At 59.3% G+C, this 22548-nt stretch carries 16 protein-coding genes and 1 tRNA gene; 7 read left to right on the forward strand and 10 right to left on the reverse strand.

Annotated features, from left to right (window positions below; genetic code table 11):
- The first annotated feature begins 93 nt into the window (after positions 1–93).
- A complete protein-coding gene (gene deoR, locus RYC18_RS20745; protein ID WP_042916449.1) occupies positions 94–864 on the forward strand; it encodes a DNA-binding transcriptional repressor DeoR in 771 nt (256 codons plus the stop codon).
- Positions 865–869: 5 nt separating this feature from the next.
- Here deoR and RYC18_RS20750 read toward each other — a convergent pair whose 3' ends face one another.
- From RYC18_RS20750 to rbsK, 3 genes are read right to left on the reverse strand one after another with little or no spacing between them, the layout of a single operon-like run.
- Positions 870–1937, reverse strand: coding sequence for an aldose 1-epimerase family protein (locus RYC18_RS20750; protein WP_316886686.1), 1068 nt, complete (start codon positions 1935–1937; stop codon positions 870–872).
- A complete protein-coding gene (gene fucP / locus RYC18_RS20755) occupies positions 1934–3265 on the reverse strand; it encodes an L-fucose:H+ symporter permease (protein ID WP_316886687.1) in 1332 nt (443 codons plus the stop codon). The genes RYC18_RS20750 and fucP overlap by 4 nt, the downstream gene beginning before the upstream one ends.
- Positions 3266–3294: 29 nt before the next feature.
- The gene (rbsK, locus tag RYC18_RS20760) at positions 3295–4221 is read right to left on the reverse strand and encodes a ribokinase (protein ID WP_316886688.1); all 927 of its coding nucleotides are present in this window, start codon (positions 4219–4221) and stop codon (positions 3295–3297) included.
- 1185 nt (positions 4222–5406) lie between these two features.
- Between rbsK and RYC18_RS20765 the strand changes: the two genes are divergently transcribed.
- The gene (locus tag RYC18_RS20765) at positions 5407–5592 is read left to right on the forward strand and encodes a hypothetical protein (RefSeq protein ID WP_004664555.1); all 186 of its coding nucleotides are present in this window, start codon (positions 5407–5409) and stop codon (positions 5590–5592) included.
- Between the two features lie 258 nt (positions 5593–5850).
- Here RYC18_RS20765 and RYC18_RS20770 read toward each other — a convergent pair.
- A tRNA-Ser gene (locus RYC18_RS20770) sits at positions 5851–5940 on the reverse strand.
- Positions 5941–6118: 178 nt separating this feature from the next.
- Positions 6119–6868 carry a 3-oxoacyl-ACP reductase family protein gene (locus RYC18_RS20775; protein ID WP_005744370.1) on the reverse strand — a complete coding sequence of 250 codons (750 nt, stop codon included), beginning with the start codon at positions 6866–6868 and terminating at the stop codon, positions 6119–6121.
- Between the two features lie 114 nt (positions 6869–6982).
- Here RYC18_RS20775 and RYC18_RS20780 point away from each other — a divergent pair, with 114 nt between their 5' ends.
- A complete protein-coding gene (locus RYC18_RS20780; protein ID WP_005744371.1) occupies positions 6983–7549 on the forward strand; it encodes a cysteine hydrolase family protein in 567 nt (188 codons plus the stop codon).
- A gap of 12 nt (positions 7550–7561) precedes the next feature.
- Here the strand turns inward: RYC18_RS20780 and RYC18_RS20785 are convergent, their stop codons facing one another.
- The 3 genes from RYC18_RS20785 to mfd all read right to left on the reverse strand — a co-directional run bounded on the left by RYC18_RS20785 (position 7562) and on the right by mfd (position 14370).
- On the reverse strand, positions 7562–10306 hold the full coding sequence (locus RYC18_RS20785; RefSeq protein ID WP_004664558.1) for a DEAD/DEAH box helicase: 2745 nt from the start codon (positions 10304–10306) through the stop codon (positions 7562–7564).
- 75 nt (positions 10307–10381) lie between these two features.
- Entirely contained in the window at positions 10382–10906 is a 525-nt protein-coding gene (locus RYC18_RS20790) for a CsiV family protein (protein WP_004659810.1), read from the reverse strand.
- Between the two features lie 11 nt (positions 10907–10917).
- Positions 10918–14370 carry a transcription-repair coupling factor gene (mfd, locus tag RYC18_RS20795; RefSeq protein WP_005734448.1) on the reverse strand — a complete coding sequence of 1151 codons (3453 nt, stop codon included), beginning with the start codon at positions 14368–14370 and terminating at the stop codon, positions 10918–10920.
- A gap of 190 nt (positions 14371–14560) precedes the next feature.
- Here mfd and RYC18_RS20800 point away from each other — a divergent pair, with 190 nt between their 5' ends.
- Entirely contained in the window at positions 14561–16024 is a 1464-nt protein-coding gene (locus RYC18_RS20800; RefSeq protein ID WP_005734450.1) for a glyceraldehyde-3-phosphate dehydrogenase, read from the forward strand.
- A gap of 146 nt (positions 16025–16170) precedes the next feature.
- Positions 16171–17433, forward strand: coding sequence for an MFS transporter (locus RYC18_RS20805; RefSeq protein ID WP_316886689.1), 1263 nt, complete (start codon positions 16171–16173; stop codon positions 17431–17433).
- 84 nt (positions 17434–17517) lie between these two features.
- On the opposite strand, the gene RYC18_RS20810 is transcribed toward RYC18_RS20805, so the two are convergent.
- Positions 17518–18810 (reverse strand): MFS transporter, encoded by a 1293-nt coding sequence (locus RYC18_RS20810; protein WP_002552884.1) that lies wholly within the window; start codon positions 18808–18810, stop codon positions 17518–17520.
- Positions 18811–19227: 417 nt separating this feature from the next.
- Between RYC18_RS20810 and RYC18_RS20815 the strand changes: the two genes are divergently transcribed.
- Complete coding sequence (locus tag RYC18_RS20815) at positions 19228–20220, forward strand: FAD:protein FMN transferase (protein ID WP_316886850.1); 993 nt, start codon at positions 19228–19230, stop codon at positions 20218–20220.
- Between the two features lie 166 nt (positions 20221–20386).
- The gene (gene sthA / locus RYC18_RS20820; RefSeq protein ID WP_316886690.1) at positions 20387–21781 is read left to right on the forward strand and encodes a Si-specific NAD(P)(+) transhydrogenase; all 1395 of its coding nucleotides are present in this window, start codon (positions 20387–20389) and stop codon (positions 21779–21781) included.
- Positions 21782–21823: 42 nt separating this feature from the next.
- Here the strand turns inward: sthA and RYC18_RS20825 are convergent, their stop codons facing one another.
- Positions 21824–22546: a glycerophosphodiester phosphodiesterase gene (locus RYC18_RS20825; protein WP_005744379.1), complete on the reverse strand. Its 723-nt coding sequence runs from the start codon at positions 22544–22546 to the stop codon at positions 21824–21826.
- Positions 22547–22548 lie beyond the last annotated feature (2 nt).

Here is a 22548-nt window from a genome sequence, read left to right on the forward strand (position 1 = left end):
CCTGTCATCATTAAAAATACTTGGGTGGATACCCGTAAGTTATAAAATTAACACTTGGTGTTACTCTAGCGACACCAACAACGGATTGCCGGGATGCCCGTGGACGTCAAGAAAACCGACCGCATCAAACAGATTCAACAGGCCCTCCAGGATCAGAAAGCCATCCATCTGCGGGAGATGGCGGCGCTGCTCGAGGTGTCCGAAATGACCTTGCGTCGCGACCTCAGCCGACACCCCGGGCAGTTAAGTCTGTTGGGCGGCTACATCACCCGTGCCCACGATGATCCTGAACCGGGGGATTACCGGGTCAGCGAGCAGGACACCCGCCATGTCGAGGAGAAGCGCCGCATCGGCAAGCTGGCCGCCGCTTTCATCAGTCCCGGCGACACGGTTTTTTTCGACTGTGGCACGACGATCCCTTTCGTGGTCGACTTCATCCCCGACGAGCTTGAGTTCACCGCGGTGTGCAACTCGCTCAACGTGCTGCTCAAGCTGCAGCAGAAACCCAACTGCAGCATCGTCCTGTGCGGCGGTGTATTCCACCGCAAGAACCAGGTGTTCGAGAGCCACGCCGAAACCAGCATCCTCGATGGCGTGCGCCTGACCTGGGCCTTTGTCTCGGCGGCCGGGGTCAGCCTGGACTGCGGCGTCACCTGCTTCAATTTTCACGAGGTGGAGGTCAAGCAGAAGGTCATGCGCCAGGCCCGGCAAAGCCTGCTGCTGGCTGATCATTCCAAATTCGACGCCGTTCGCACTGCACACTTCGGTGCCTTGAGCGATTTCCATTGCGTGGTCAGCGACAAGAAAATCCCGCGTAGCTACCGCGAGGCCATCGAGGCTGGCGGGGCGCAGCTTGTAATCTAGAGACATCACGGTTGCAGCGCCCGGCGTTCGGCTGCGCTCAGGTAACCTGTGGTCACGCTGAACTCGGCGCTGGCACCGGGCGCAAGGCTGCGCACGTTGCCTTTGGCGAGTTCAGCGCGGTAGCCCTCCGGTTCGCAGGTGGCGGGCAAGACGAAGGCCGCCACCTGCTGATCGGTGTTATGCAGGATCCAGCGCGCGGCATGTTCAAATTTCCGGGGGCTGTAGCGGGTGTAAAACGCCGCGCCGTCGGGATGATCAAGGAAGAAGTGCGCCTGTCCTTGGGCGTCGCTGCGCACATCGTCGAAGAAGCAGACGATCTCAGGGTCATAAAGCGCGGGAGAGTCGAGCACCTTGAGGCGAGTCGGGTCCTGGCTGAGTTCGGCGATGTAGGCGCTCCAGGCCGGCGTCGGCCGCACATGGGCCGGCACGCTGGCGCGCACCCTTGTGCGCTCGCAGCCCAGCGGCTGGGTGAGGAGGGCGTCGTCGACGTAGGCGTAGTTCATGTGCGCCATGTACATCAGGTCCATGGCCTTGCCGGCCAGATTGACCACCTGCATGTCGATCTCGAACAGCCCGCTGGCCGGGCGCAGGGTCACGCTTGGGCTGGCCCGGTAATGGTCGCCGAAGCCCTGCACGTATTCACAAGCGCCGCCGAGGCGCAGATAAGCGCCGTGCTCGTCTTCGCCTGCTTGCAGCCAGGCATCGTCCATCAGCGCGCAGGGCATTTCGCCGTGCAGCGCATGATCATCCTCGGGCCCCGGGCAACCGTTGCGCAGCAGGCCGCTGTGAAACATGAAACAGCCGTAGGTGCCGATCACGCTGGCACTGGGCCGCGGCTGGGTGAACATATTGAGCATGGTCAAATCAACGCCGTCGAATTCGGCCGACCAGATCATTTGCCCTTGCCAGGGCAGGATCACCAGCTTGCCGCGGCTGTTTTCCAGTGACAGCGCCTTGACGCCGCTGGGGTAGGTCCAGGCACGCACGCTGAAATTCGCAGATTCGAGCAGCAGCCGGCTGGCTTGGTCCCAGAGCTGTGGGTAGAGCGGCAGGCGCAAGGTTTCGCTAATCATTGTGCCACCGCCGTGGCCGAGCCACCCAGTACCGGTTGCGGCTGACGCATGCAGTGCATTGCGTACATCACGATGACCACGAAGCACAGCAGCGGCACGCTATAGGCAATCTGCATGTTGCCGCCATTGGCATCGCTGAGCAGGCCCTGGAAGATCGGCATCACGCCACCGCCGACGATGCTCATCACCAGCAACGAGCCGCCGACACCGGTGTCCTCGCCGAGCCCGTCGATGGTCAGGCCATAGATGGTCGGCCAGCAAGGCCCGAGAAACACACTGACCCCCACGGCGGCATACACCGCGGTGATGTTCGGCACCAGAATGGTGTAGGCCAGCAGCACGATGCACAGCACGCCATACACCGCGAGGACTTTGGCCGGGTGCATTTTGCGCATCAGCAGGTTGGCGATCATCTTGCCGATAAAATAGGCGGCAAAGGTGGTCAGCAGGAACCACGAGGCACTACGCTCGTTCATGCCGCCCATTTGCATGGCCAGACGAATAGTGAAGCTCCACACCCCGACCTGCGCGCCGACGTAGAGGAACTGCGCCAGTACACCGAAGCAGAAGCGCGGATTGCGCCGCAGACGGCCAAGGCTCTGGCCAATACTCGCCCGCGGTTCGCTGACGGTGCCGTTGCCCTTGCACGCGGGGAAGCGGGTGATGGCGATCAGAATGAACATCAATATGAGTACCGCGATCATCCATTTGTACGGCAGCAGGGTCGACTGGATCATCTGCAATTGCTGCGCCGCTGCCTCACTGGCGCTCATCTGGGCCAGCTGTTCGCTGGTGGCGTCGCTGTCCTTGAACATCACGAAGCTGCCGACGTACACGCCGGTCATGGCGCCGAACGGGTGGAAGGTCTGCGAGATGTTCAGGCGCCGTGTGCCGGTTTCCCGCGGCCCCATCAGTGTCGAATAGGTGTTGCACGCGGTCTCGAGAAACGACAGGCCGGCGGCGATGACGAACAGCGCCATCAGGAACATGCCGTACTTGGCGGTCGATGCCGCCGGAAAGAACAGAGCGCAGCCGAACAGGTACAGCATCAGGCCGATAAGGATGGTGGTCTTGTAGCTGAAGCGGCGCACCACCAGTGCCGCCGGAATGGCGACGAAAAAGTAGCCCAGGTAGAACGCCGACTGGACGAAAGCGGTCTGGAAGTCGCTGAGCATGAAGGCTTTCTTGAAGTGCGCGATCAGCACGTCGTTCATGCTCGCGGCCGCAGCCCAAAGGGCGAAGATGCTACAGAGCAGGAGGAAGGCGAACCACGGCGTGCGGTTCAGGTAGAACCCGTCCGGGGTTTGTTGCAGCGCAGGCTTATTCATTATTGTTCTCCGCGAGATGCTGGTGAGTGTCAGTTGGCCGATGCATCAAGGAATCGCGCAAACGTGGACGCATCGGGGTAAGAAGATTGCGTGCCAAGGCCGGTGACCGAGCAGGCGGAGTAGGCCACCGCCTGCTGCATGGCCTGGCGAATATTGCCTTCCTGGCTCCAGTGTCGGGCGAAGCAGCCAATGAAGGCGTCACCGGCACCGGTGGTGTCACGCGCCTGAACCTTGACCCCTGGCACCTGCCACTCGCCTTCGGCGCCGACGTACAGCGCCCCTTGTTCGCCCAGGGTGACGATGACGTGGCGTACGCCCAGCGCGACCAATTGGCGCGCAGCCTGAGCCGCTTCCTCGGCGCACGTGACCGGCTGGCCGCTGATCAGTGCCAGTTCGCTCTCGTTGGGGATCAGGAAATCCAGCTGCGCCAGGTGCTCGCGGCTCAGGCCGGCCAAGGCTGGGGCGGGGTTGAGCAGCACCGGGATGGCATGCCGGTGAGCGAAGGCGATGGCGTGGTAAACGGTCGCCAGCTCGACTTCCAATTGCAGCACAATCAACGCGCAATCGCGCAGCTGCGCCTCGGCGCGCTCGATATCGGCCGGGCTCAGGTGGGCATTGGCGCCTTTGACGATGAGGATGCTGTTGTGGGAGTTCTCCTGGACGAAGATCGGCGCCACGCCGCTCGACACGCCCGGCACCCGTTCGACAAAGCGCGTATCAATGCCCAGCCGTTGAAAATTGGCCAGGGTGGTATCGGCGAAAGCATCGTCGCCGACCTTGCTGAGCATCAGCACGTCGGCACCCAGCAGCGCAGCGGCCGCGGCCTGATTGGCACCCTTGCCGCCGCAGCCCATGGCAAAGCGCGGTGCTTCGAGCGTTTCGCCTTGGGCGGGCATGCGTTCGATGTAAGTGATCAGGTCGACCATGTTGCTGCCGATGACTGCAATCTTGCTCATTGTTATTTTGACCTCACCAGCGCCGACGGAAGCATCGGCGGCCTTTATTTTCTGTTATTTAAATAACATTTTTTGTGAGGATTCAATCTTTATTTTCTGATGTGAGCTTGCGCTATCAAAACGCCTGCAGGGCGTTTGGGTGGCCGTTCCGGATTGGAGAAAGGGGGTGTGCCGCGTGTGAGGCCTGCTGCTAAGCAATCGATCCCACGACCATTTTTTTCAGGCCCAGAAACCACAAGACCCCTGAATTCTTCAACGAGTTCAGGGGTTTTGTGTGTTTCAAGTATGGCGGTGAAGCAGGGATTCGAACCTGCCCGATATAGGCCTCGGAAGGAAAGGGTGTCTAAATTAGTGCAAACTTGGACGTTTTAGTCGGTTGCACCTGAGCGCTTTTTAAGTCGTCAACAACTTCTTGGACACATCTGACCGACAGCTTTTGGTCGACTCTTTTGAACATGTCGTTTTTCTTCGAAATCGTCAGTAGGCTGGCCAGGAAACTTTGGCGGTGCACGTCACGTTTTCATATCACTGCTTTTCGCGCAAATACAGCGCGGAGAAACATCCTGCCGGCGAACCGATTATTGATTCGATCAGCCAGCGACCACGCACGTTCTGTCCGATCCGTTATCGGCTGCCCAAGCAGCTGCCAGCATTGATCCTTGGTCTGATTCACCGAAGTGCAAAGTGAGCCAGACCAAGGCACTACGAAATTGGGCATACACCCTGCAAATCAACGATCCATCGGGGCCGTAGTACGTCATCTTCCAGATCCGCAAAGCAGTGCAGCCAGGACGGCAGAAACAGGATCTGACAATCAGAAAAGCTTGTGGACGCGATTTCTGACGGCAATCTAGTACTTTTCAGAAAAACCCTAGGAAAAACCGGAGAGGCGACAAATATTCTGACACCGGGACGCGTGTGCTGCCTGACCTTGTGGCATGAGGCTATTAGCCCATTTGTGCTATTGATCGTATTGGGTTTCAGTACTCAAATGTGCCATAGAGAAGCGCATCTCTAAATCAAAACTCATGCAGCTGACTTAGGGTCGCTGTTTGCCTGGTCACGTTTTAGGGCCGCGGCAATGTACCTTGAGTGCCGACAATGAAGCGTTAAAGTCGGTAGGGTATTGTGACGTTCATGCAGCCTTTATAGGCTCGCATTACCTGCTAAAACTATGGAGCATTTATGAAAGACAATATGAAGAAAGTGCGTTCGCGAAATATTGGAATCGCCTTGGCGCTCGCATTGGGCGTTGCATTCAGCGGCACTGCAAGTGCGTTTACATTTGAACACGGGTGGAGTTGCCAGAATAAATGGTATCAAATGGGACTTATTGAACTGATTTCGTGCGGCGGTGGCGGCGAAGGTTGAGTTTTTTACGATACACGCTATGTGCGGTAAAAATAACATGTGCTTCAAGCCTGTGCATGCCTGTGAAGATGCGGTCACACGGTCGCATCTTCACGTCGCATCATCGTGTACGACGTCCTTGGCATTGCCACCCTTAATTTCTGCTCTGTCCCAGCTCTGTCCCATCATGTAGCGTCCAACGATCACTTTTTCAGACCCCAGAAACCACAAAACCCCTGAATTCTTCAGCGAATTCAGGGGTTTTGTGTGTTTCAAATATGGCGGTGAAGGAGGGATTCGAACCCTCGATACAATTTCTTGTATACACACTTTCCAGGCGTGCTCCTTAAGCCACTCGGACACCTCACCGTATCTCGACGACAACGTTGTGTCTGTCGAGGCGCGCTAATGTAGTCGAAACCTTTTCCTAACGCAAAACTTTTTTTCAGATTTTTCATGCGGTTAAGCAAATAAACGCTTATGCGCCACTGAAAAGCCCGAGAAGGCGGTGCGGCGCTAAGGCGCACCGCCGCTCGTCTCGTGAAGTTCAGGCGCTGAAGCCGCCGTCGATGGTCAGGCTGGCACCGGTTATGTAGCCGGCTTCCGGGCCTGCCAGGTAGGCGACGAAGCTGGCGATTTCTTCGCTTGTGCCGTAGCGGGGCAGGGCCATCAGTGCTTTCAGGGTTTCGGCGAATTCGCCCTGTGCCGGGTTCATGTCGGTGTCCACCGGGCCGGGCTGGACGTTGTTGACAGTGATGCCCTGCGGGCCGAGGTCGCGGGCCATGCCCTTGGTCAGGCCGATCAGCGCCGATTTGCTCATGGCGTACGTGGCACCGCCCGCAAAGGGCATGCGGTCGGCGTTGGTGCTGCCAATGTTGATGATGCGGCCGCCTTCTTCCATGTGCCGAGCGGCTTCCTGGCTGGCGATGAACACGCTACGCACGTTGATCGCCAGGGTTTTGTCGAAGTCCTGCATGCTGAATTCATTGAGTGGCGCAATGGCCAGAATGCCGGCGTTGTTGACCAGGATATCCAGCCTGCCAAGGGTTTCGGCGGTGGTCTGCACGGCCTGGCGAATGGCTTTCTCATCGGCGCTGTCTGCGCGAATGGCCAGGGCCCGGCCGCCATTGGCGACGATGCTGTCCTGAATCTCCAGAGCGTTGACCTCGGAGCTGACGTAGGTAAATGCCACGGCGGCGCCTTCTTTAGCCAGCCGCTGGACGATGGCTGCACCGATGCCTCGGGAGCCGCCCTGCACGAGCGCTACTTTGCCAGCGAGTTTAAGGTGTTCGATCATGATGTTCTCCTTGGAGGGCGGGTCTCGGACAAGCCTGAGCCTGTCGACGATTGAGACCAGAATAGACCTTGATTGCGATAGTCCTGCTGAACCAAAAGTTCGGACTGATTCATCATGGATATTCAAGGCAACAGCGCGCTGATCCTGATCGACATGCAGCAGGGGATCAATCATCCCAGGCTGGGGCGGCGTAACAATCCGCAAGCCGAGGCGAATATAGGCGCGCTGCTGGGTGCCTGGCGACAATCCGGGCGTCCGGTGATTCACGTTCGGCATTTCTCGACGTCGCCGCAATCAGTGTTCTGGCCGGAGCAGTCGGGGGTCGAGTACCAGTCAGCGTTCTTGCCGCACGCCGATGAGCGGGAGTTGAGCAAGCAGGTGCCTGACGCGTTTTGCGGGTCGTTTCTGGAGATGTGGTTACGCTCGGACGGGATCGGGCAGGTGGTGATTGTCGGTGTGATCACCAACAATTCCGTCGAGTCCACCGCGCGCAGTGGAGGCAATCTTGGCTTTAACGTGATGGTCGCGCATGACGCCTGCTTTACCTTTGATCAAGCAGACTTCTTCGGCACGCCGCGCAGTGCCGAAGATGTGCACGCGATGTCGCTGGCCAACCTGCACGGTGAATACGCTACGGTCTTGTCCACGGCGCAGATCCTTCAGCATATTGCTGTCGAATAGCGCCGGACGGGTTTACTTGCGGGTTTTCTTCGGGGCTGCGGGAAGCGGGGCAAACAGGGCCTGAAGGTCTTCGTCGCGCAGTTTCCAGTCGCCGGTTGTGCGGCCATCAAGCACACCGGCTGCCAGCGCTGACTTTTCCCGTTGCAGGCGCTGGATTTTCTCTTCCACGGTGCCGCGCGCGATCATCTTGTAGACGAACACCGGCTTGTCCTGACCGATACGATAAGCACGGTCGGTCGCTTGATTCTCCGCTGCCGGGTTCCACCACGGGTCATAGTGGATTACGGTATCGGCGGCCGTCAGGTTGAGGCCGGTGCCGCCAGCTTTCAGGCTGATCAGGAAGATCGGCAGCTTGCCGCTCTGGAAGTCATGAATCGGCGTGCGCCGATCCCGGGTCGAGCCGGTCAGCAGCGCGTAGGCGATGCCGCGTTGCTTGAGCTCTTCCTCGATCAGGCTGAGCATCGAAGTGAACTGCGAGAACAACAGAATCTTGCGACCTTCGGCCAGCAGTTCTTCGAACATCTCCATCAGGCTGTTGAGCTTGCCTGAAGTGCCCTGTTTGCTGTTGACCGGCATGTCCTGATTGACCAGACGCAGGTCACAGCACACCTGGCGCAGCTTGAGCAACGCTTCGAGAATGATTATCTGGCTGCGTGCCACGCCTTTGCGGGTGATTTCGTCCCTGACCTTCTTGTCCATCGCCAGGCGTACGGTTTCGTACACGTCGCGCTGGGCATCGTTAAGGTCGACCCAGTGGATGATCTCGGTCTTGGGTGGCAGCTCGGTGGCCACTTGCTCCTTGGTGCGACGCAGCAGAAACGGCTTGATACGCGCATTGAGGTGGTGGAGGCGGTCCTGGTTGCCATGCTTTTCGATGGCGGTGCGGTAATTGCTGTTGAATTCCTTGCTGTTGCCCAGCCAGCCGGGCATCAGGAAGTGGAACAGTGACCACAGCTCGCCCAGGTGGTTTTCCAGTGGCGTACCGCTCAGGCACAGGCGCTGACGTGCGTTGAGGTTGCGTGCGGCCTGGGCGGCCTTGCTGTTGGGGTTCTTGATGTACTGCGCTTCATCGAGAATCAGCACGTGGAAGGGCTGTTTTTCGAGCAGTTCCAGGTCCCGTGGCAGCAATGCGTAAGTGGTGAGGATCAGGTCGTAATCCTGCAGGTTGCCAGCGTCCTGATGACGATTGGCGCCATACAGGGCCAGCACCTTGAGGTCCGGGGTGAAGTGCTCGGCTTCATCCAGCCAGTTGGGTATCAGGCTGGTCGGCATGACGGCCAGTGCGGGGCGGTCGAGGCGTCCGGCCTGTTTTTCCATCAACAGGTGAGCCAGGGTCTGCAGCGTTTTGCCCAGCCCCATGTCATCAGCCAGCACGCCGCCGACTTCCAGCTCGCGCAGCGACTGCATCCAGCTCAGGCCTTCCAGCTGATAAGGGCGCAGTGTGGCGTTAAGGCCATCGGGCAGGCTGACCGGCGCGTCCTTGATGTTGATCAGGCGTTCGGCAAAGTGGCGCAGACGGTCGCCACCCTGCCAGGTCAGCGGCAGGTCTTCGAGCTGGGTAAGGCGCGCGGCATCGGCTTTACTCATGCGCAGCGCGTTGTTGCCCTCCTGCCGCCAGTAGAAATCGCCCAGCGTTGCCAGTACCGGCTTGAGTCGGCCGTAGGGCAGGGCGATCTGCACCGGGCTGCCGCCGCTCTGGGTGAAGTGGTTGAGCTGCACCAGCAGCTGTTCTTCGTCGCCGCGCTTGGCCACGGCCGACGGGCTCATCAGTTCGGGGTGGCTGCGAATCAGGTTGATCAGGATCGGCAGCAGGCTCAGGCGTTCGCCGTTGACGATGATGCCCAGTTCCAGGTCGAACCAGTCGCGTTCGTTCTCTTCGTCGATGACCGCGTACCAGTCTTCCACCGGCGTGACGTCGAAACCGAACTCGTCCTGAATGTCGATTTCCCAGCCTTGCTCGCGCAGTCGCGGCAGGTCATCGAGGACAAAGTGCAGCCAGGCCTTGTCGTTGGGCAGTTCGTACATGTCGCCGGCGCTGTCGGGCAACGCCTTGCTTTGCCGGGTGGCGACCTTGAAGCCCAGGTCGGCCAGTTCCTGACGCAACTGCCGCTCCCGTTCGCCCTGACGACGGATGCGCAGGGTTTCGGTATCGGTGTGTTCGATGATGTCGCTTTTCTGATTCACCAGATCGCTGCCCAGCGAGCTGACCAGAATGCTGACGTTGGTGGTGCCGACCGCGTAATGCTTGCCGTAGGCAAAGGCGAGCGCGGCACGGTGCTGAATGTGCCGCTGCATGCGCCCGTTGCGCGGCTCGTAGGCACTGAACTCGATGCTGGCCAGAATCAGCCTGGGCCGTGGCTGCAGGTCATCGATCAGGCGCTCCGGCAGCCTGGGTTTTTGCTCTACGGGCTTTTCCGGTTCTTGCTGGTGCGAGGCCAGTGCGGCCTGCAGCAACGGACGGTTTTGCGGGTCCTGCAGAAACAGCAGGGCAGCCACGCAATGTTTGCAATCGTTGCGAACCGGGCAGGTGCATTTGCAGGTCAGGTAATTCTTGTAGCGATCGGGGTCCTTGAACAGCAGTGTCTGGGTATAGATTTCCAGGCCCGAGCCCCGACAGGCGGTGCGGATGATCTGCGGGCTGGAGTCTTCCAGCACGATGCGTTTTTGCCGGGCGTAGTCGCGCCCTCGCTCGAGCGTTCGCTCGTGGAATAGGTCTGTCCAGGCCGCAGCCAGGACTTTTTCGAGAATGGACGACAAGTTTTAAAAAGCCCTACGCCGCAGCGATGCTCAAAAAGAAAGGGGGCGCCTTGGCGTCCCTTGCGTACGTAAAGATCAAAGAGGAGAAACTTTGATCAGCAACGCGAGGTTGCCATTGTCCAGATAGGTCAGCTCACCGTTTTTTACCCTGGCGGTCTGCTTCAATCGTTCACTGCTGATGACCACACCATGCGGGTCCAGCTGGTTGACCCAGAATTGTGCACCAATATCGGTAAAACGTGCCATCGCCAGACTCACGGTGCCCTCGATAGGGAAGTGCCCAAGCCGCTCGTCACCACTGGTGACGGCAACCTTGCCCGGCTCGGTGCCGATGCTCTGCTGCCAGGCGCGCTGCATCAGCACCTGGTAATTGCCACTGCCCTGCAGTTTGCTGGCCAGATCATTGAGGGCGGGGCTTCGTTCATCGGTCGCGGCGATCTTCTGCGCGTCCTTGTCCCAGTTTTCCGGGACAAGCTGACGGGTCGAGGCGGGTTCGCCGTTCTGGCGAAACAGCAGAATCTCGACCTGATACAAGCCGTCGGCGAACGCGGTCGGCGCGATCAGCGTCAGCAGCAGGATCAATGAACGAAACAGACGCATGCGTGAATCCTTCAAGCAGTTTTCGGGGTCAGGCGCTCAAGCAGCGCTTCGATGGTATTGAAACGCTCTTCCGGGCGCTCCATGGGCACCAGGAATTTGAACAGCGTGGCACCTTCGAACTTGTAACGGTTGGGCTGGCTCTGGATCAGCTTGATCAGGGTCAGCGGATCAACTGGAGTCTCGGTCGCGAATTCGATGCGTCCACCTTGCGGGCCGCCGTCGATTTTCTTGATACCCAGCTGTTCGGCGTGCAGTTTGAGCAGCGTGATGCGCACCAGGTTCTTGGTCGGCTCCGGCAACAGGCCGAAGCGGTCGATCATTTCTACCTGCAAGTCTTTCAACGCCTCTTCGTCTGCCGCGTTGGCGATGCGTTTGTAGAGAATCAGGCGGGTGTGTACATCCGGCAGGTAGGCTTCGGGGATCAATGCCGGTACACGCAGGTTGATTTCCGGTCCGCCGCCCAATGGTTGATCGAGATTGGGCTGTTCGCCCTTGCGAATCGACTTGACCGCGCGCTCGAGCATTTCCATGTACAGGGTAAAACCCACGGCCTGGATCTGACCGCTCTGGCCGTCCCCGAGCAGTTCGCCTGCGCCTCGGATCTCCAGGTCATTGGTGGCGAGCACGAAGCCCGCGCCAAGGTCCTGGGTATTGGCAATCGCTTCCAGACGCTTTTCCGCGTCGGGGGTGATTTGCTTGCGCGGCGGGGTCAGCAGGTAGGCATAGGCCTGGTGGTGACTACGCCCGACGCGGCCGCGCAACTGGTGCAACTGGGCCAGGCCGAACTTGTCGGCACGCTCGATGATGATGGTGTTGGCGCTCGGCACGTCGATGCCGGTCTCGATGATGGTCGAGGCGATCAGCACATTGAAGCGCTTGTGGTAGAAATCGCTCATCACCTGTTCGAGTTCGCGCTCGCGCATCTGCCCGTGGCCGATGCCGATACGGGCTTCCGGCACCAGTTCGGCCAGATCCGCCGCGCATTTCTCGATGGTTTTGACGTCGTTGTGCAGGTAGTAGACCTGGCCGCCGCGCAGCAACTCGCGCAGCAGGGCTTCCTTGATGGTCGGCTTGTTCTGCTCCATGACGAAGGTGCGTACCGACAGCCTGCGCGCCGGTGGCGTGGCGATGATCGACAGATCACGCATGCCCGACACGGCCATGTTCAGGGTTCGCGGAATCGGCGTTGCGGTGAGGGTCAGAATGTCGACCTCGCTGCGCAGTGCCTTGAGCTGTTCTTTCTGGCGGACACCGAAGCGGTGCTCTTCGTCGATGATCACCAGACCGAGATTCTTGATCTTGACGTCATCCTGCAACAGCTTGTGCGTACCGATGACGATGTCGATCTTGCCCTCGGCCAGATCGGCAACAGCGGCACTGACTTCCTTGGCCGACTTGAAGCGGCTCATCACTTCGACCGTCACCGGCCAGTCTGCGAAACGGTCGCGGAAGCTGTTGTAGTGCTGCTGGGCGAGCAGGGTGGTCGGCACCAGAATGGCCACCTGACGCCCGCCGTGCACGGCAATGAAGGCGGCGCGCATGGCCACTTCGGTCTTGCCGAAGCCCACGTCGCCACACACCAGGCGATCCATCGGTTTGGGTGCCAGCATGTCGGCGCGCACGGCCTCGATGGTGGTCTGCTGATCCGGCGTTTCTTCGAACGGGAAGCCCGCGCTGAAAGTGGCGTAGTCGGCTTTCGGGTCGGCGAAGGCATAACCTTCGCGGGCTGCCCGGCGTGCGTAGATATCCAGCAGTTCGGCAGCCACGTCGCGAACCTGTTCAGCCGCCTTGCGCTTGGCTTTCTGCCAGGTTTCCGAGCCCAGGCGGTGCAGCGGCGCGCTCTCGTCGTCGCTGCCGGTGTAGCGGGCAATCAGGTGCAGGTTGGCGACCGGGACGTACAGCTTGGCGTCCTCGGCGTAGGCCAGCATCAGGAATTCGGCGACCTGATTTTCGACTTCCAGTGTCGCCAGCCCCAGATAGCGGCCAACGCCATGGTCGATGTGCACCACCGGCGCGCCTTCACGCAGTTCGGTAAGGTTTTTGATGACAGCGTCGTTATTGCCGCCATCGGTGCGCTTTTCGCGACGGCGGCGCTGCATGACCCGCTGGCCGAACAGCGGGCTTTCAGCGACCAGCGCCAGTGCCGGTTGCTCCAGCAGCAGGCCGTCGTCCAGCGGGGCGATGGTGATTGCCAGCCTGTCCTTGCCATCGACGAAGTCCTGCCAGCTGTCAACCGTTTTCGGCCGCAGCTTCAGGCGTTCAAGCAGTTCCAGCAGCACTTCACGGCGACCGGCGGACTCGGCGGTAAACAGCACGCGACCGGGGAAGTCATCAAGAAATGTCGACAATGCCGCCAATGGCTGACTGGCCTTGGCTTCAATGGACAGATCCGGCAGGGTCTGGGCCGGGAAGCGTTCGCGTCCGGCTCCGGCATCGACATCCTGCTGGCTGGCCACCACGCGCGGCCAGTTTTTCAAGCGTGCAAAGCAGTCTTCCACCGGCAGGAATAGCTCGGCCGGTGGCAGCAGTGGCCGTGCAGGGTCGACGCGGCGTTCTTCATAACGGTTGCGCACGTCGTTCCAGAAATTCTCTGCGGCCTGCTCGATACCCGGCAGGGAAAACACCTGAGTGTCCTGCGGCAGATAATCGAACAGCGTCGAGGTTTCTTCGAAGAACAATGGAATGTAGTACTCGATACCGGCAGGCGTGATGCCGCTGCTCAAGTCCTGGAAAATCGGGCTGCGCCGGAAGTCCACATCGAAACGCTCGCGAAAGCGTGCCTTGAAGCGCGTGACTTCTTCTTTTTGTAGCGGGAACTCACGAGCAGGCAACAGGCGCACCGACTCGACCTTGTCGATGGAACGCTGCGTGTCCGGATCGAAGGTGCGCAGGGTTTCGATTTCATCGTCGAACAGGTCAATACGGAACGGCAGCTTGCTGCCCATCGGGAACAGGTCGATCAATGCGCCGCGCACGGTGAACTCGCCGTGCTCGTAAACCGTGTCCACGTAGCGATAGCCGCTGGCTTCCAGGCGCGTGCGCATGGCCTCCACATCAAGCTTCTGGCCGACATCCAGCACCAGGCTGCTGCCGAGCAGGAATTTGGTCGGCGCGAGTCTGTGTAGGGCGGTCGTGATCGGTACTACCAAAACGCCATGCTCCAGCTCCGGCAGGCGATAAAGGCTGGCGATGCGCTGGGAAATGATGTCCTGGTGCGGCGAAAACAGGTCGTAGGGCAGGGTTTCCCAGTCCGGGAAGTGCAGAACCGGCAGCGTGGGCGCGAAAAATTTCAGCTCCTGCTCCAGCCGCTCGGCGCTCTGGCTGTCGGCGGTCAGTAGCAGGGTAAAGCGCTTGGCTGCGCTGGCGGCCTCGGCAATGGCCAGGCTCAGTGCGGCACCGGGAAGATTGCCCCAGTGTTGTTTGCCTGCAGCGGCAGAAAGATGCGGTAGACGCAGAACTGGCACGGGAAGGTCGGGCTCCAGGCGTTGCAACAGGGGCGGCGATTGTAACGGGGGAAGGTGGTGGCTGTCAGTTTTCCAGAGTGTTACCGCGTATTTACGGGCGAAAATTATGTAGTGCCCATCGATATGACAGTCGCGCATTGCTCATAAACAAAGGCGCGGTCATAATGTAGCCCCTTTTTTCAGCCCCTACATGTGGAAGGTTCCCGTGACTCAGAAGCCCGACCAGTGTCTTGGTGAATGGATCGATCGTGAAGCTCTCGCCGAAGCGATGATCCCGCTCATCGGTCAGCTCTACCGCAATAATAATGTGGTGAGTTCGATCTATGGCCGCAGCCTGATCAACCGTTCAGTCATCGCGATTCTCAAAGCTCACCGCTTTGCGCGTCATCGTCAGTCCGATGCGGTTGAGTTGTCCGTACACGAGACGTTCCCGCTTGTAAAAGCGATGAGCGAGCTCAAACTGGGTGCCGCTTCGGTGGACCTGGGCAAGCTGGCCGTTAAGTTCAAGACTGAAGGCAACGGCCGCACGCCCGAGCAGTTCGTACGTGAGGAGCTGGCCAGTGTAGTGGGTCAGCAGGGCACCAGCCCGCGCAAGGGCACCGATGTCGTGCTTTACGGTTTCGGTCGTATCGGTCGCCTGCTGGCGCGGATTCTGATCGAGAAGACCGGTGGTGGCGACGGTCTGCGTCTGCGTGCCATCGTGGTCCGCAAAGGCGCGGAAAACGATCTGGTCAAGCGTGCCAGCCTGCTGCGTCGTGACTCGGTACATGGTCCGTTCGATGGCACCATCACCATTGATGAAGCCAACAGCACCATCACTGCCAACGGTAACCTGATTCAGGTCATCTACGCCAAGAACCCGTCCGAGGTGGATTACACCCAATACGGTATCAAGGACGCTCTGCTGGTGGACAACACCGGTGTATGGCGTGATGCCGACGGTCTGGGTCAGCATCTGGCCTGCCCTGGCGTCGACCGCGTGGTATTGACCGCGCCGGGCAAAGGCAAGCTGAAGAACATCGTGCACGGTATCAACCACGGTGAAATCACGGCGGACGACAAGATAGTGTCCGCGGCATCCTGCACCACCAACGCCATCGTGCCGGTGCTCAAGGCTGTCAACGACAAGTTCGGCATCACCAATGGTCACGTTGAAACGGTTCACTCGTACACTAACGACCAGAACCTGATCGACAACTTCCACAAGGGTGACCGTCGTGGTCGCAGCGCTGCGTTGAACATGGTGATCACCGAAACCGGTGCCGCCACCGCTGCTGCCAAGGCACTGCCTGAACTGGCCGGCAAGCTGACCGGTAACGCGATCCGCGTTCCAACGCCGAACGTGTCCATGGCCATTCTCAACCTCAACCTCGAGAAGCCGACCACCCGCGAAGAAATGAACGAGTACCTGCGCTACATGGCGCTGCACTCGGACCTGCACAAGCAGATCGACTTTGTGAACTCGCAGGAAGTGGTGTCCACTGACTTCGTCGGCTCGCGTCACGCCGGTGTTGTGGATGCCGAAGCCACCATCGTCAACGATAACCGCGTTGTGCTGTACGTCTGGTACGACAACGAATTCGGCTACAGCCACCAGGTGGTTCGCGTGATGGAAGACATGGCAGACGTCAATCCGCCTGCCTTTCCGCAGTAAATGTTGAACGTTTGAACTGCCCGGTCTGACCGGGCAGCAAATAAACGGGCCGAACCCTGCGCATGCAGGCTTCGGCCCGTTTTGTTTTGTTGCGTGTCATGAGAACCTGTCAGGCACAGCCCTTGTGGATGACGGAGTAGCCAAGGATGAGCAGTTCGGCCATGGACGGATCGCAGCAACACCTCAAAAGCAGCTTCTTTTTTCTGTTTCTGACGATTTTCGTCCCCTTTGGTCTGGGGCATTTCGTTTCCTACCTGTTTCGTACCGTCAATGCGGTGATCTATGTCGATCTGCAGGCCGACCTGAGTTTGCCCGCGAGCAGCCTGGGGTTGTTGACTGGCGTGTATTTTCTGACCTTCGCTGCCGCACAGATTCCCCTCGGCGTCATGCTTGATCGTTACGGCCCGCGCAGCGTGCAGGCGCCGATGCTGTTGTTTGCAGTCGCCGGTTCGGTCATCTTCAGTATTTCCAGCACCGAGACAGGGTTGTTGATCGGGCGGGGTCTGATTGGTCTGGGCGTGGCGGGTTCGCTGATGAGTGCGATCAAGGCATGTGCCATCTGGTTGCCGGTCGAGCGTTTGCCACTGAGTACTGCCTGCCTGCTGTCGATTGGCGGGCTGGGCGCGATGGCGTCGACCACGCCTTTGCATGCGTTGCTGAGCTGGCTGACCTGGCGAGAAGCGTTTCTGATGCTGGCACTGCTGACCTTTTGTGTGGCCGTGGTCATACACCTCAGTGTTCCCAAAGCCTACGAGACCAGAAACACCCGCTATAGCGATATGTTTGCCGCAGTCGGCAAACTTTACTCTTCCTGGACGTTCTGGCGTCTGGCGTTGTATTCAGTGTTTTCGCACGCCATCTACATGTCGGTACTGTCGCTGTGGATGGGACCGTGGTTGCGTGACATGGCCGGGCTGAGCGATTCAGGCATGGCCAATGTACTGCTGTTCGGCGCCATCGCGATGGTGGCAGGGTCTCTGACGTTCGGCACGATCACTGATTATCTGCGCAGGTTCGGTGTACAGCCGATCATGGTCTGTGGTGCAGGGATGGTGATCTTCATCGGCTTCCAGATGCTGATGGCCAGTGGTCTACCGGTGTCACCCTATATTGTTGCGATGGGCTTCAGCTTCTTCGGCACGTCGACCACCATGAACTACGCCATTGTGGCGCAATCGGTGGCACCGGAGCTGGCGGGCAGGGTCAGCTCTTCCTTCAATCTGGTGGTGTTTGTGCTCGCGTTCTTGCTCCAGTGGCTGATGGGAGTGGTGCTCAACCTGTGGCCGGTTGCGCAGGGTGCCGGTCATCCGCTTGAGGCCTATCAGTGGTCGCTGGGTTTAATGATTGCGTTGCAATTGCCCGGGGTGCTGCTCTGGCTTGGCTTTCGACCCTGGAGGCGCGCTGTCTGAAAAAGCAAAACCCCGGCCGAGATCAACTCGTGCCGGGGTTTTTGCTTTTAGCCGTTACAGCTATCTGATCGATCAAGCGATGAATCAGGCGGTTGCAGGTGCTCCGGGCGCTTCCAGCTTCTGCCCGCCTTTGCGGAACAGCACCAGCGTAGCAACCAGACCCAGCACAGCGGCACCCGTCAGCCAGATACCGGGCGCTGCCTTGTTACCCAATTCGTGAATCAGGTAAGTACAGGCCGCCGGGGTGAAGCCACCAAAGGTTGCGGTCGCCAGGCTGTAGGCCAGCGAGAAGCCGGTGGTGCGGACTTCGACCGGCATGATCTCGGTCAGCGCCACGACCATTGCGCCGTTGTAGGAACCGTACAGGAACGAGAACCACAGCTCGACCATCAGCAGGTGGCTGAAGCTTGGGTGCTCTACCAACCACGACAGCGCAGGGTAGGCGGTGGCGATGGCCAGCACGGTCGCTGCAATCAACAGCGGCTTGCGGCCGATACGATCCGAGAACGAGCCCATGATCGGCAGCCAGATGAAGTTGGACACGCCGACGCAGACGGTCACCAGCAAGCTTTCCAGATCAGTCAGGTTCAGTTCGTTCTTGCCGAAGGTCGGGGTATAGGCGGTAATCAGGTAGAACGACACCGTGGTCATCACTACCAGCGCCATGCCGCCCAGCACCAGGCCAAAGTTCTGGCTGATGGAGCGTACCACTTCACGCAGCGTCGGGCGGTGCGTGCGGGCTTCGAACTCTGGTGACTCTTCCAGCGAACGGCGGATGATGAAGATCGCCGGCACAATCAGGCAGCCGATCAGGAACGGCACGCGCCAGCCCCATTCGCCCATTTGCTCCGGGCTCAGCCAGTGGTTCAGACCAACGCCCAGCAAACCGGCGAATACCACTGCAGCCTGTTGGCTGGCGGACTGCCAACTGACGAAGAAGCCTTTGCGACCTGGTGTCGAGATTTCAGCGAGGTACACCGAAACACCACCCAGCTCGACGCCAGCCGAGAAGCCTTGCAGCAGGCGACCGAGCAGCACCAGCAGCGGTGCAACAACGCCCAGAGTGGCGTAACCCGGCACACAGGCAATCAGCAAAGTGCCCATTGCCATCATCGCGAGGGTGATAATCAGGCCCTTGCGACGTCCGTGACGGTCGATATAGGCACCGAGAAAGATCGCGCCCAAAGGTCGCATCAGGAAGCCTGCGCCGAAGGTCGCCAGCGACAGCATCAACGAAGCGAATGCGCTGTCGGATGGGAAAAATGTCTTGGCAATGGCCGTGGCGTAAAAACCGTAGACCATGAAATCGAACATCTCGAGGAAGTTACCGCTGACAACGCGAAAGATCGCTTTGCCCTTACTTGTTGTGGAGGCCATTTAGTTACTCGCTCAGGCTCGTCGGCTTGGAGTCCGTTGTCGTTTTTTTATCCCGTTTACATCGCCATTACGTATGTGCGACTGGCGATGCACATTTGTAACAGTATGTGTAACAGGGCTCAAAGACAACCGTTTCGGCGATTTGCTATTACTTAACAGACGCTTGACAGGTATAGCCGGTCGATGCGTGCACGGCTTATCAACCAGATGAAACCGGATGAACAGGCATGCCGCATGGGAACCATAAGCCCGACACTGACCACTCAATGCTTTGGTCGGCCTCATGTGGGTGAAGCCGGCCCTAGTCCGAGCGGGCCGCTACGGAAGGTTTCTGTCTTGCCTGCCAATGATGGCAAGTCACTCTGAAAGGTTTTTTTAGTGCGGGGCATCAGTTTGCGTGGGTTTTGCAGGGTTGCAGTGTGCCTGGTGCTGCTGGGGTGCGGTGGTTGCGGTCAGGAACGCAAGCTGGAAAGCTTTGGCGGGCCGGCCATGGGCAGTCATTATTCAGTGGTGTACGTGCGCGCCTCCGGGCAGCCTGAGCCTGCAGTCGTGCGCCCGCAGATCGAATCGATTCTGGCTGAAGTCGATCAACAGATGTCGCTTTGGCGCAGTGACTCGGATATCGAGCTTTTCAATGCATTGCCTGCCAATAGCTGCCAGACCATGCCCGAACCGGTTTTGAAACTGATCAGTGTTGGCGAACAACTGTCACGGGACAGTGATGGTGCTTTCGACCTGACGGTGAAGCCGCTGATGGACCTGTGGGGGCTGGGCGCTCATGCACTGTTTGAGCAAATGCCGCTGGTGCGCCAGTTGTCCCGCGCCCGGGCAACGGTGGGCTATCGCGATCTGCGCGTTGTCGGGCAACAGTTGTGCAAAAGCGCCGCTGTGCAAGTGGACCTCAACAGTATTGCCGCCGGTTATGCGGTAGATCGCATCAGTGAGCGCATGGAAAAGCTGGGGTTGCACGATTATCTGGTGCAAGCCACGGGTGAACTGAAAGTCAGCGGGCTCAAGCCCGACGGTTCGCCCTGGCGAGTAACGCTGGACGCGCCGCTCGACGATGGCAATGTCACGCAAAAAGTATTTCCGCTGAAGGGCTACGCCGTATCTACGTCGGGCGACTATCGTCGTTACACCGACCATGACGGGTGGCGCATTTCCGATACGCTCGATGCCTTGACCGGTAAGCCGATCAGCCACAGCCTGGCGTCGGTGACGGTCATTCATCCCTCGGCGCTGATGGCTGACGGCCTCTCCTCACTGCTGTTGATTCTCGGCCCGCGGCGCGGCTGGAATTATGCGCAAGAACATAAAATCCCTGCTTTTTTTGTGATTCGTGCCGATAAGCGCTTTATCATCCGCAGCAACGCGTCGTTTGATCGTCTGGCAGTGGAGCAGCCACGGTAAGTCAAGAGGCCGGAACTTCCGGTCAATTGCCACCTTGCACAGACAAAAATTGGCCTTCGACGCGACCAAGGGTTAATGTTCGCCGCCTCGGTGCAGCGCTAGACTGCGCCGCGTGATTTAGCCAGAGATGCCAGAGTGGCGCCTCGGTCTGTTTAAAGGAGTACGCATGGCTGTCTACAACTACGACGTAGTGGTACTGGGTTCCGGCCCTGCCGGAGAAGGCGCGGCAATGAACGCCGCCAAGGCGGGGCGCAAGGTCGCCATGGTCGACAGCCGTCGGCAAGTGGGCGGTAACTGCACCCATTTGGGCACCATTCCGTCCAAGGCTCTGCGTCACTCGGTCAAGCAGATCATTCAGTTCAACACCAATCCCATGTTCCGTGCCATCGGCGAGCCGCGCTGGTTTTCGTTTCCGGATGTGTTGAAAAACGCCGAAATGGTCATCTCCAAGCAAGTGGCCTCGCGCACCAGTTACTACGCCCGAAACCGCGTCGACGTATTCTTCGGCACCGGCAGTTTTGCCGACGAGACCAGTGTCAACGTGGTCTGCTCCAACGGCGTAGTCGAAAAGCTGGTGGCCAACCAGATCATCATCGCCACCGGTTCGCGCCCCTATCGTCCGGCCGACATCGATTTCAGTCACAAGCGCATCTACGACAGCGACACCATCCTCAGCCTGGGCCATACCCCGCGCAAGCTGATCATTTATGGAGCGGGCGTGATCGGCTGTGAATACGCCTCGATCTTCAGCGGTCTGGGTGTTCTGGTCGAGCTGGTGGACAACCGTGACCAGTTGCTGAGCTTCCTGGATTCGGAAATCTCTCAGGCATTGAGTTATCACTTCAGCAACAACAACGTGATGGTTCGCCACAACGAAGAATACGAGAGGGTCGAAGGCCTGGATAACGGCGTTATCCTGCACCTCAAGTCCGGCAAGAAAATCAAGGCAGATGCGTTGCTGTGGTGCAATGGCCGTGCCGGCAACACCGACAAGCTGGGGCTGGAAAATATTGGTCTCAAGGCCAACGGTCGTGGCCAGATCGAGGTGGACGAGAACTATCGCACCAGCGTTTCCAATGTCTATGGCGCAGGCGACGTTATCGGCTGGCCAAGTCTGGCAAGCGCTGCCTACGATCAGGGCCGCTCGGCGGCTGGCAGCATGGTCGACAACGGCAGCTGGCGCTATGTCAACGACGTACCGACCGGGATCTATACCATTCCCGAGATCAGCTCGATCGGCAAGAACGAGCACGAGCTGACCCAGGCCAAGGTGCCGTACGAAGTGGGCAAGGCGTTCTTCAAGGGCATGGCCCGTGCGCAGATTTCCGGTGAGCGGGTCGGGATGCTGAAGATCCTGTTCCACCGCGAGACGCTGGAAGTGCTGGGCGTGCATTGCTTCGGTGACCAGGCGTCCGAGATCGTGCACATCGGTCAGGCGATCATGAGTCAGCCGGGTGAAGCGAACACCATGAAGTACTTCGTCAATACCACGTTCAACTACCCGACCATGGCCGAAGCCTATCGGGTAGCGGCATACGACGGCCTCAACCGGCTTTTTTAAGCGACTCCGGCCGGTGGCCTGAGCCGGCCGGGGAGACCGATTTCAGCGACTCCCGAGCGTGGCGGTGGCCAAACCGGGAAAGTCTGTAATCAGGCTGTCGACGCCGAAATCAGCGAGCCTGCGCATCAGTGCAGGCTCGTTGACTGTCCACACTGACACATGCAGGCCCTGACGCTGTGCTTTCTGCAGGCGCTCCGGGGTACACAGTGTCCAGTTCAATGCCAGAATTTCACAGCCGTAGCTTTGCGCGACCTTTAACGGGTCGAGCCAGGCGTACTCGGCCACCAGTCCGCGCGAGATGTCCGGCGTCAGGTCGAGGGCGGCGCGCAACACTTCACGAGAGCTGGAAGTGATGGTGACCTTGTCGAGCAAGCCATGACGCTGAGCCATTTCACGAATGGCCAGAACGGTGTTGGCGGCGCGGGTGCGTGAAGCGCTTTTGACTTCCAGTTGCCAGTGCTCGAAATCGCATTGCTCGAACAACTCTTCAAGACGCGGAATCGGGCAGGGCGAGACCCAGCCGGGGCCACCTTTGCGCGCGTCATAGGTCACCAGGTCGGCGGCCAGATGCTCATTGACCTTGCCGCGTCGGTCGGTGGTGCGCTTGAGGGTCGGGTCGTGAATGACCATCAACTCTCCGTCCAGTGAAAGATGCAGGTCCAGTTCACAGCGGCGCACGCCGTGCTTGATGCATTCCTGGAAGCTGACCAGGGTGTTTTCCGGTGCTTCGCCCTTGGCGCCGCGGTGGCCGTAGATAAAGGTCACGT

The sequence above is a fragment of the Pseudomonas syringae group sp. 247E2 genome, assembly GCF_032587795.1.
In the GTDB taxonomy this organism is placed as follows: domain Bacteria; phylum Pseudomonadota; class Gammaproteobacteria; order Pseudomonadales; family Pseudomonadaceae; genus Aquipseudomonas; species Aquipseudomonas amygdali.

Bases quoted from the DNA above. Each gene is read 5' to 3' on its own strand.
- RYC18_RS20750 (WP_316886686.1), bottom strand. From the start codon at position 1,937: ATGATTAGCGAAACCTTGCGCCTGCCGCTCTACCCACAGCTCTGGGAC.
- RYC18_RS20775 (WP_005744370.1), bottom strand. From the start codon at position 6,868: ATGATCGAACACCTTAAACTCGCTGGCAAAGTAGCGCTCGTGCAGGGC.
- RYC18_RS20800 (WP_005734450.1), top strand. From the start codon at position 14,561: ATGTGGAAGGTTCCCGTGACTCAGAAGCCCGACCAGTGTCTTGGTGAA.
- sthA (WP_316886690.1), top strand. From the start codon at position 20,387: ATGGCTGTCTACAACTACGACGTAGTGGTACTGGGTTCCGGCCCTGCC.
- deoR (WP_042916449.1), top strand. From the start codon at position 94: ATGCCCGTGGACGTCAAGAAAACCGACCGCATCAAACAGATTCAACAG.
- RYC18_RS20810 (WP_002552884.1), bottom strand. From the start codon at position 18,810: ATGGCCTCCACAACAAGTAAGGGCAAAGCGATCTTTCGCGTTGTCAGC.
- fucP (WP_316886687.1), bottom strand. From the start codon at position 3,265: ATGAATAAGCCTGCGCTGCAACAAACCCCGGACGGGTTCTACCTGAAC.
- RYC18_RS20780 (WP_005744371.1), top strand. From the start codon at position 6,983: ATGGATATTCAAGGCAACAGCGCGCTGATCCTGATCGACATGCAGCAG.
- RYC18_RS20805 (WP_316886689.1), top strand. From the start codon at position 16,171: ATGAGCAGTTCGGCCATGGACGGATCGCAGCAACACCTCAAAAGCAGC.
- RYC18_RS20765 (WP_004664555.1), top strand. From the start codon at position 5,407: ATGAAAGACAATATGAAGAAAGTGCGTTCGCGAAATATTGGAATCGCC.
- RYC18_RS20790 (WP_004659810.1), bottom strand. From the start codon at position 10,906: ATGCGTCTGTTTCGTTCATTGATCCTGCTGCTGACGCTGATCGCGCCG.
- rbsK (WP_316886688.1), bottom strand. From the start codon at position 4,221: ATGAGCAAGATTGCAGTCATCGGCAGCAACATGGTCGACCTGATCACT.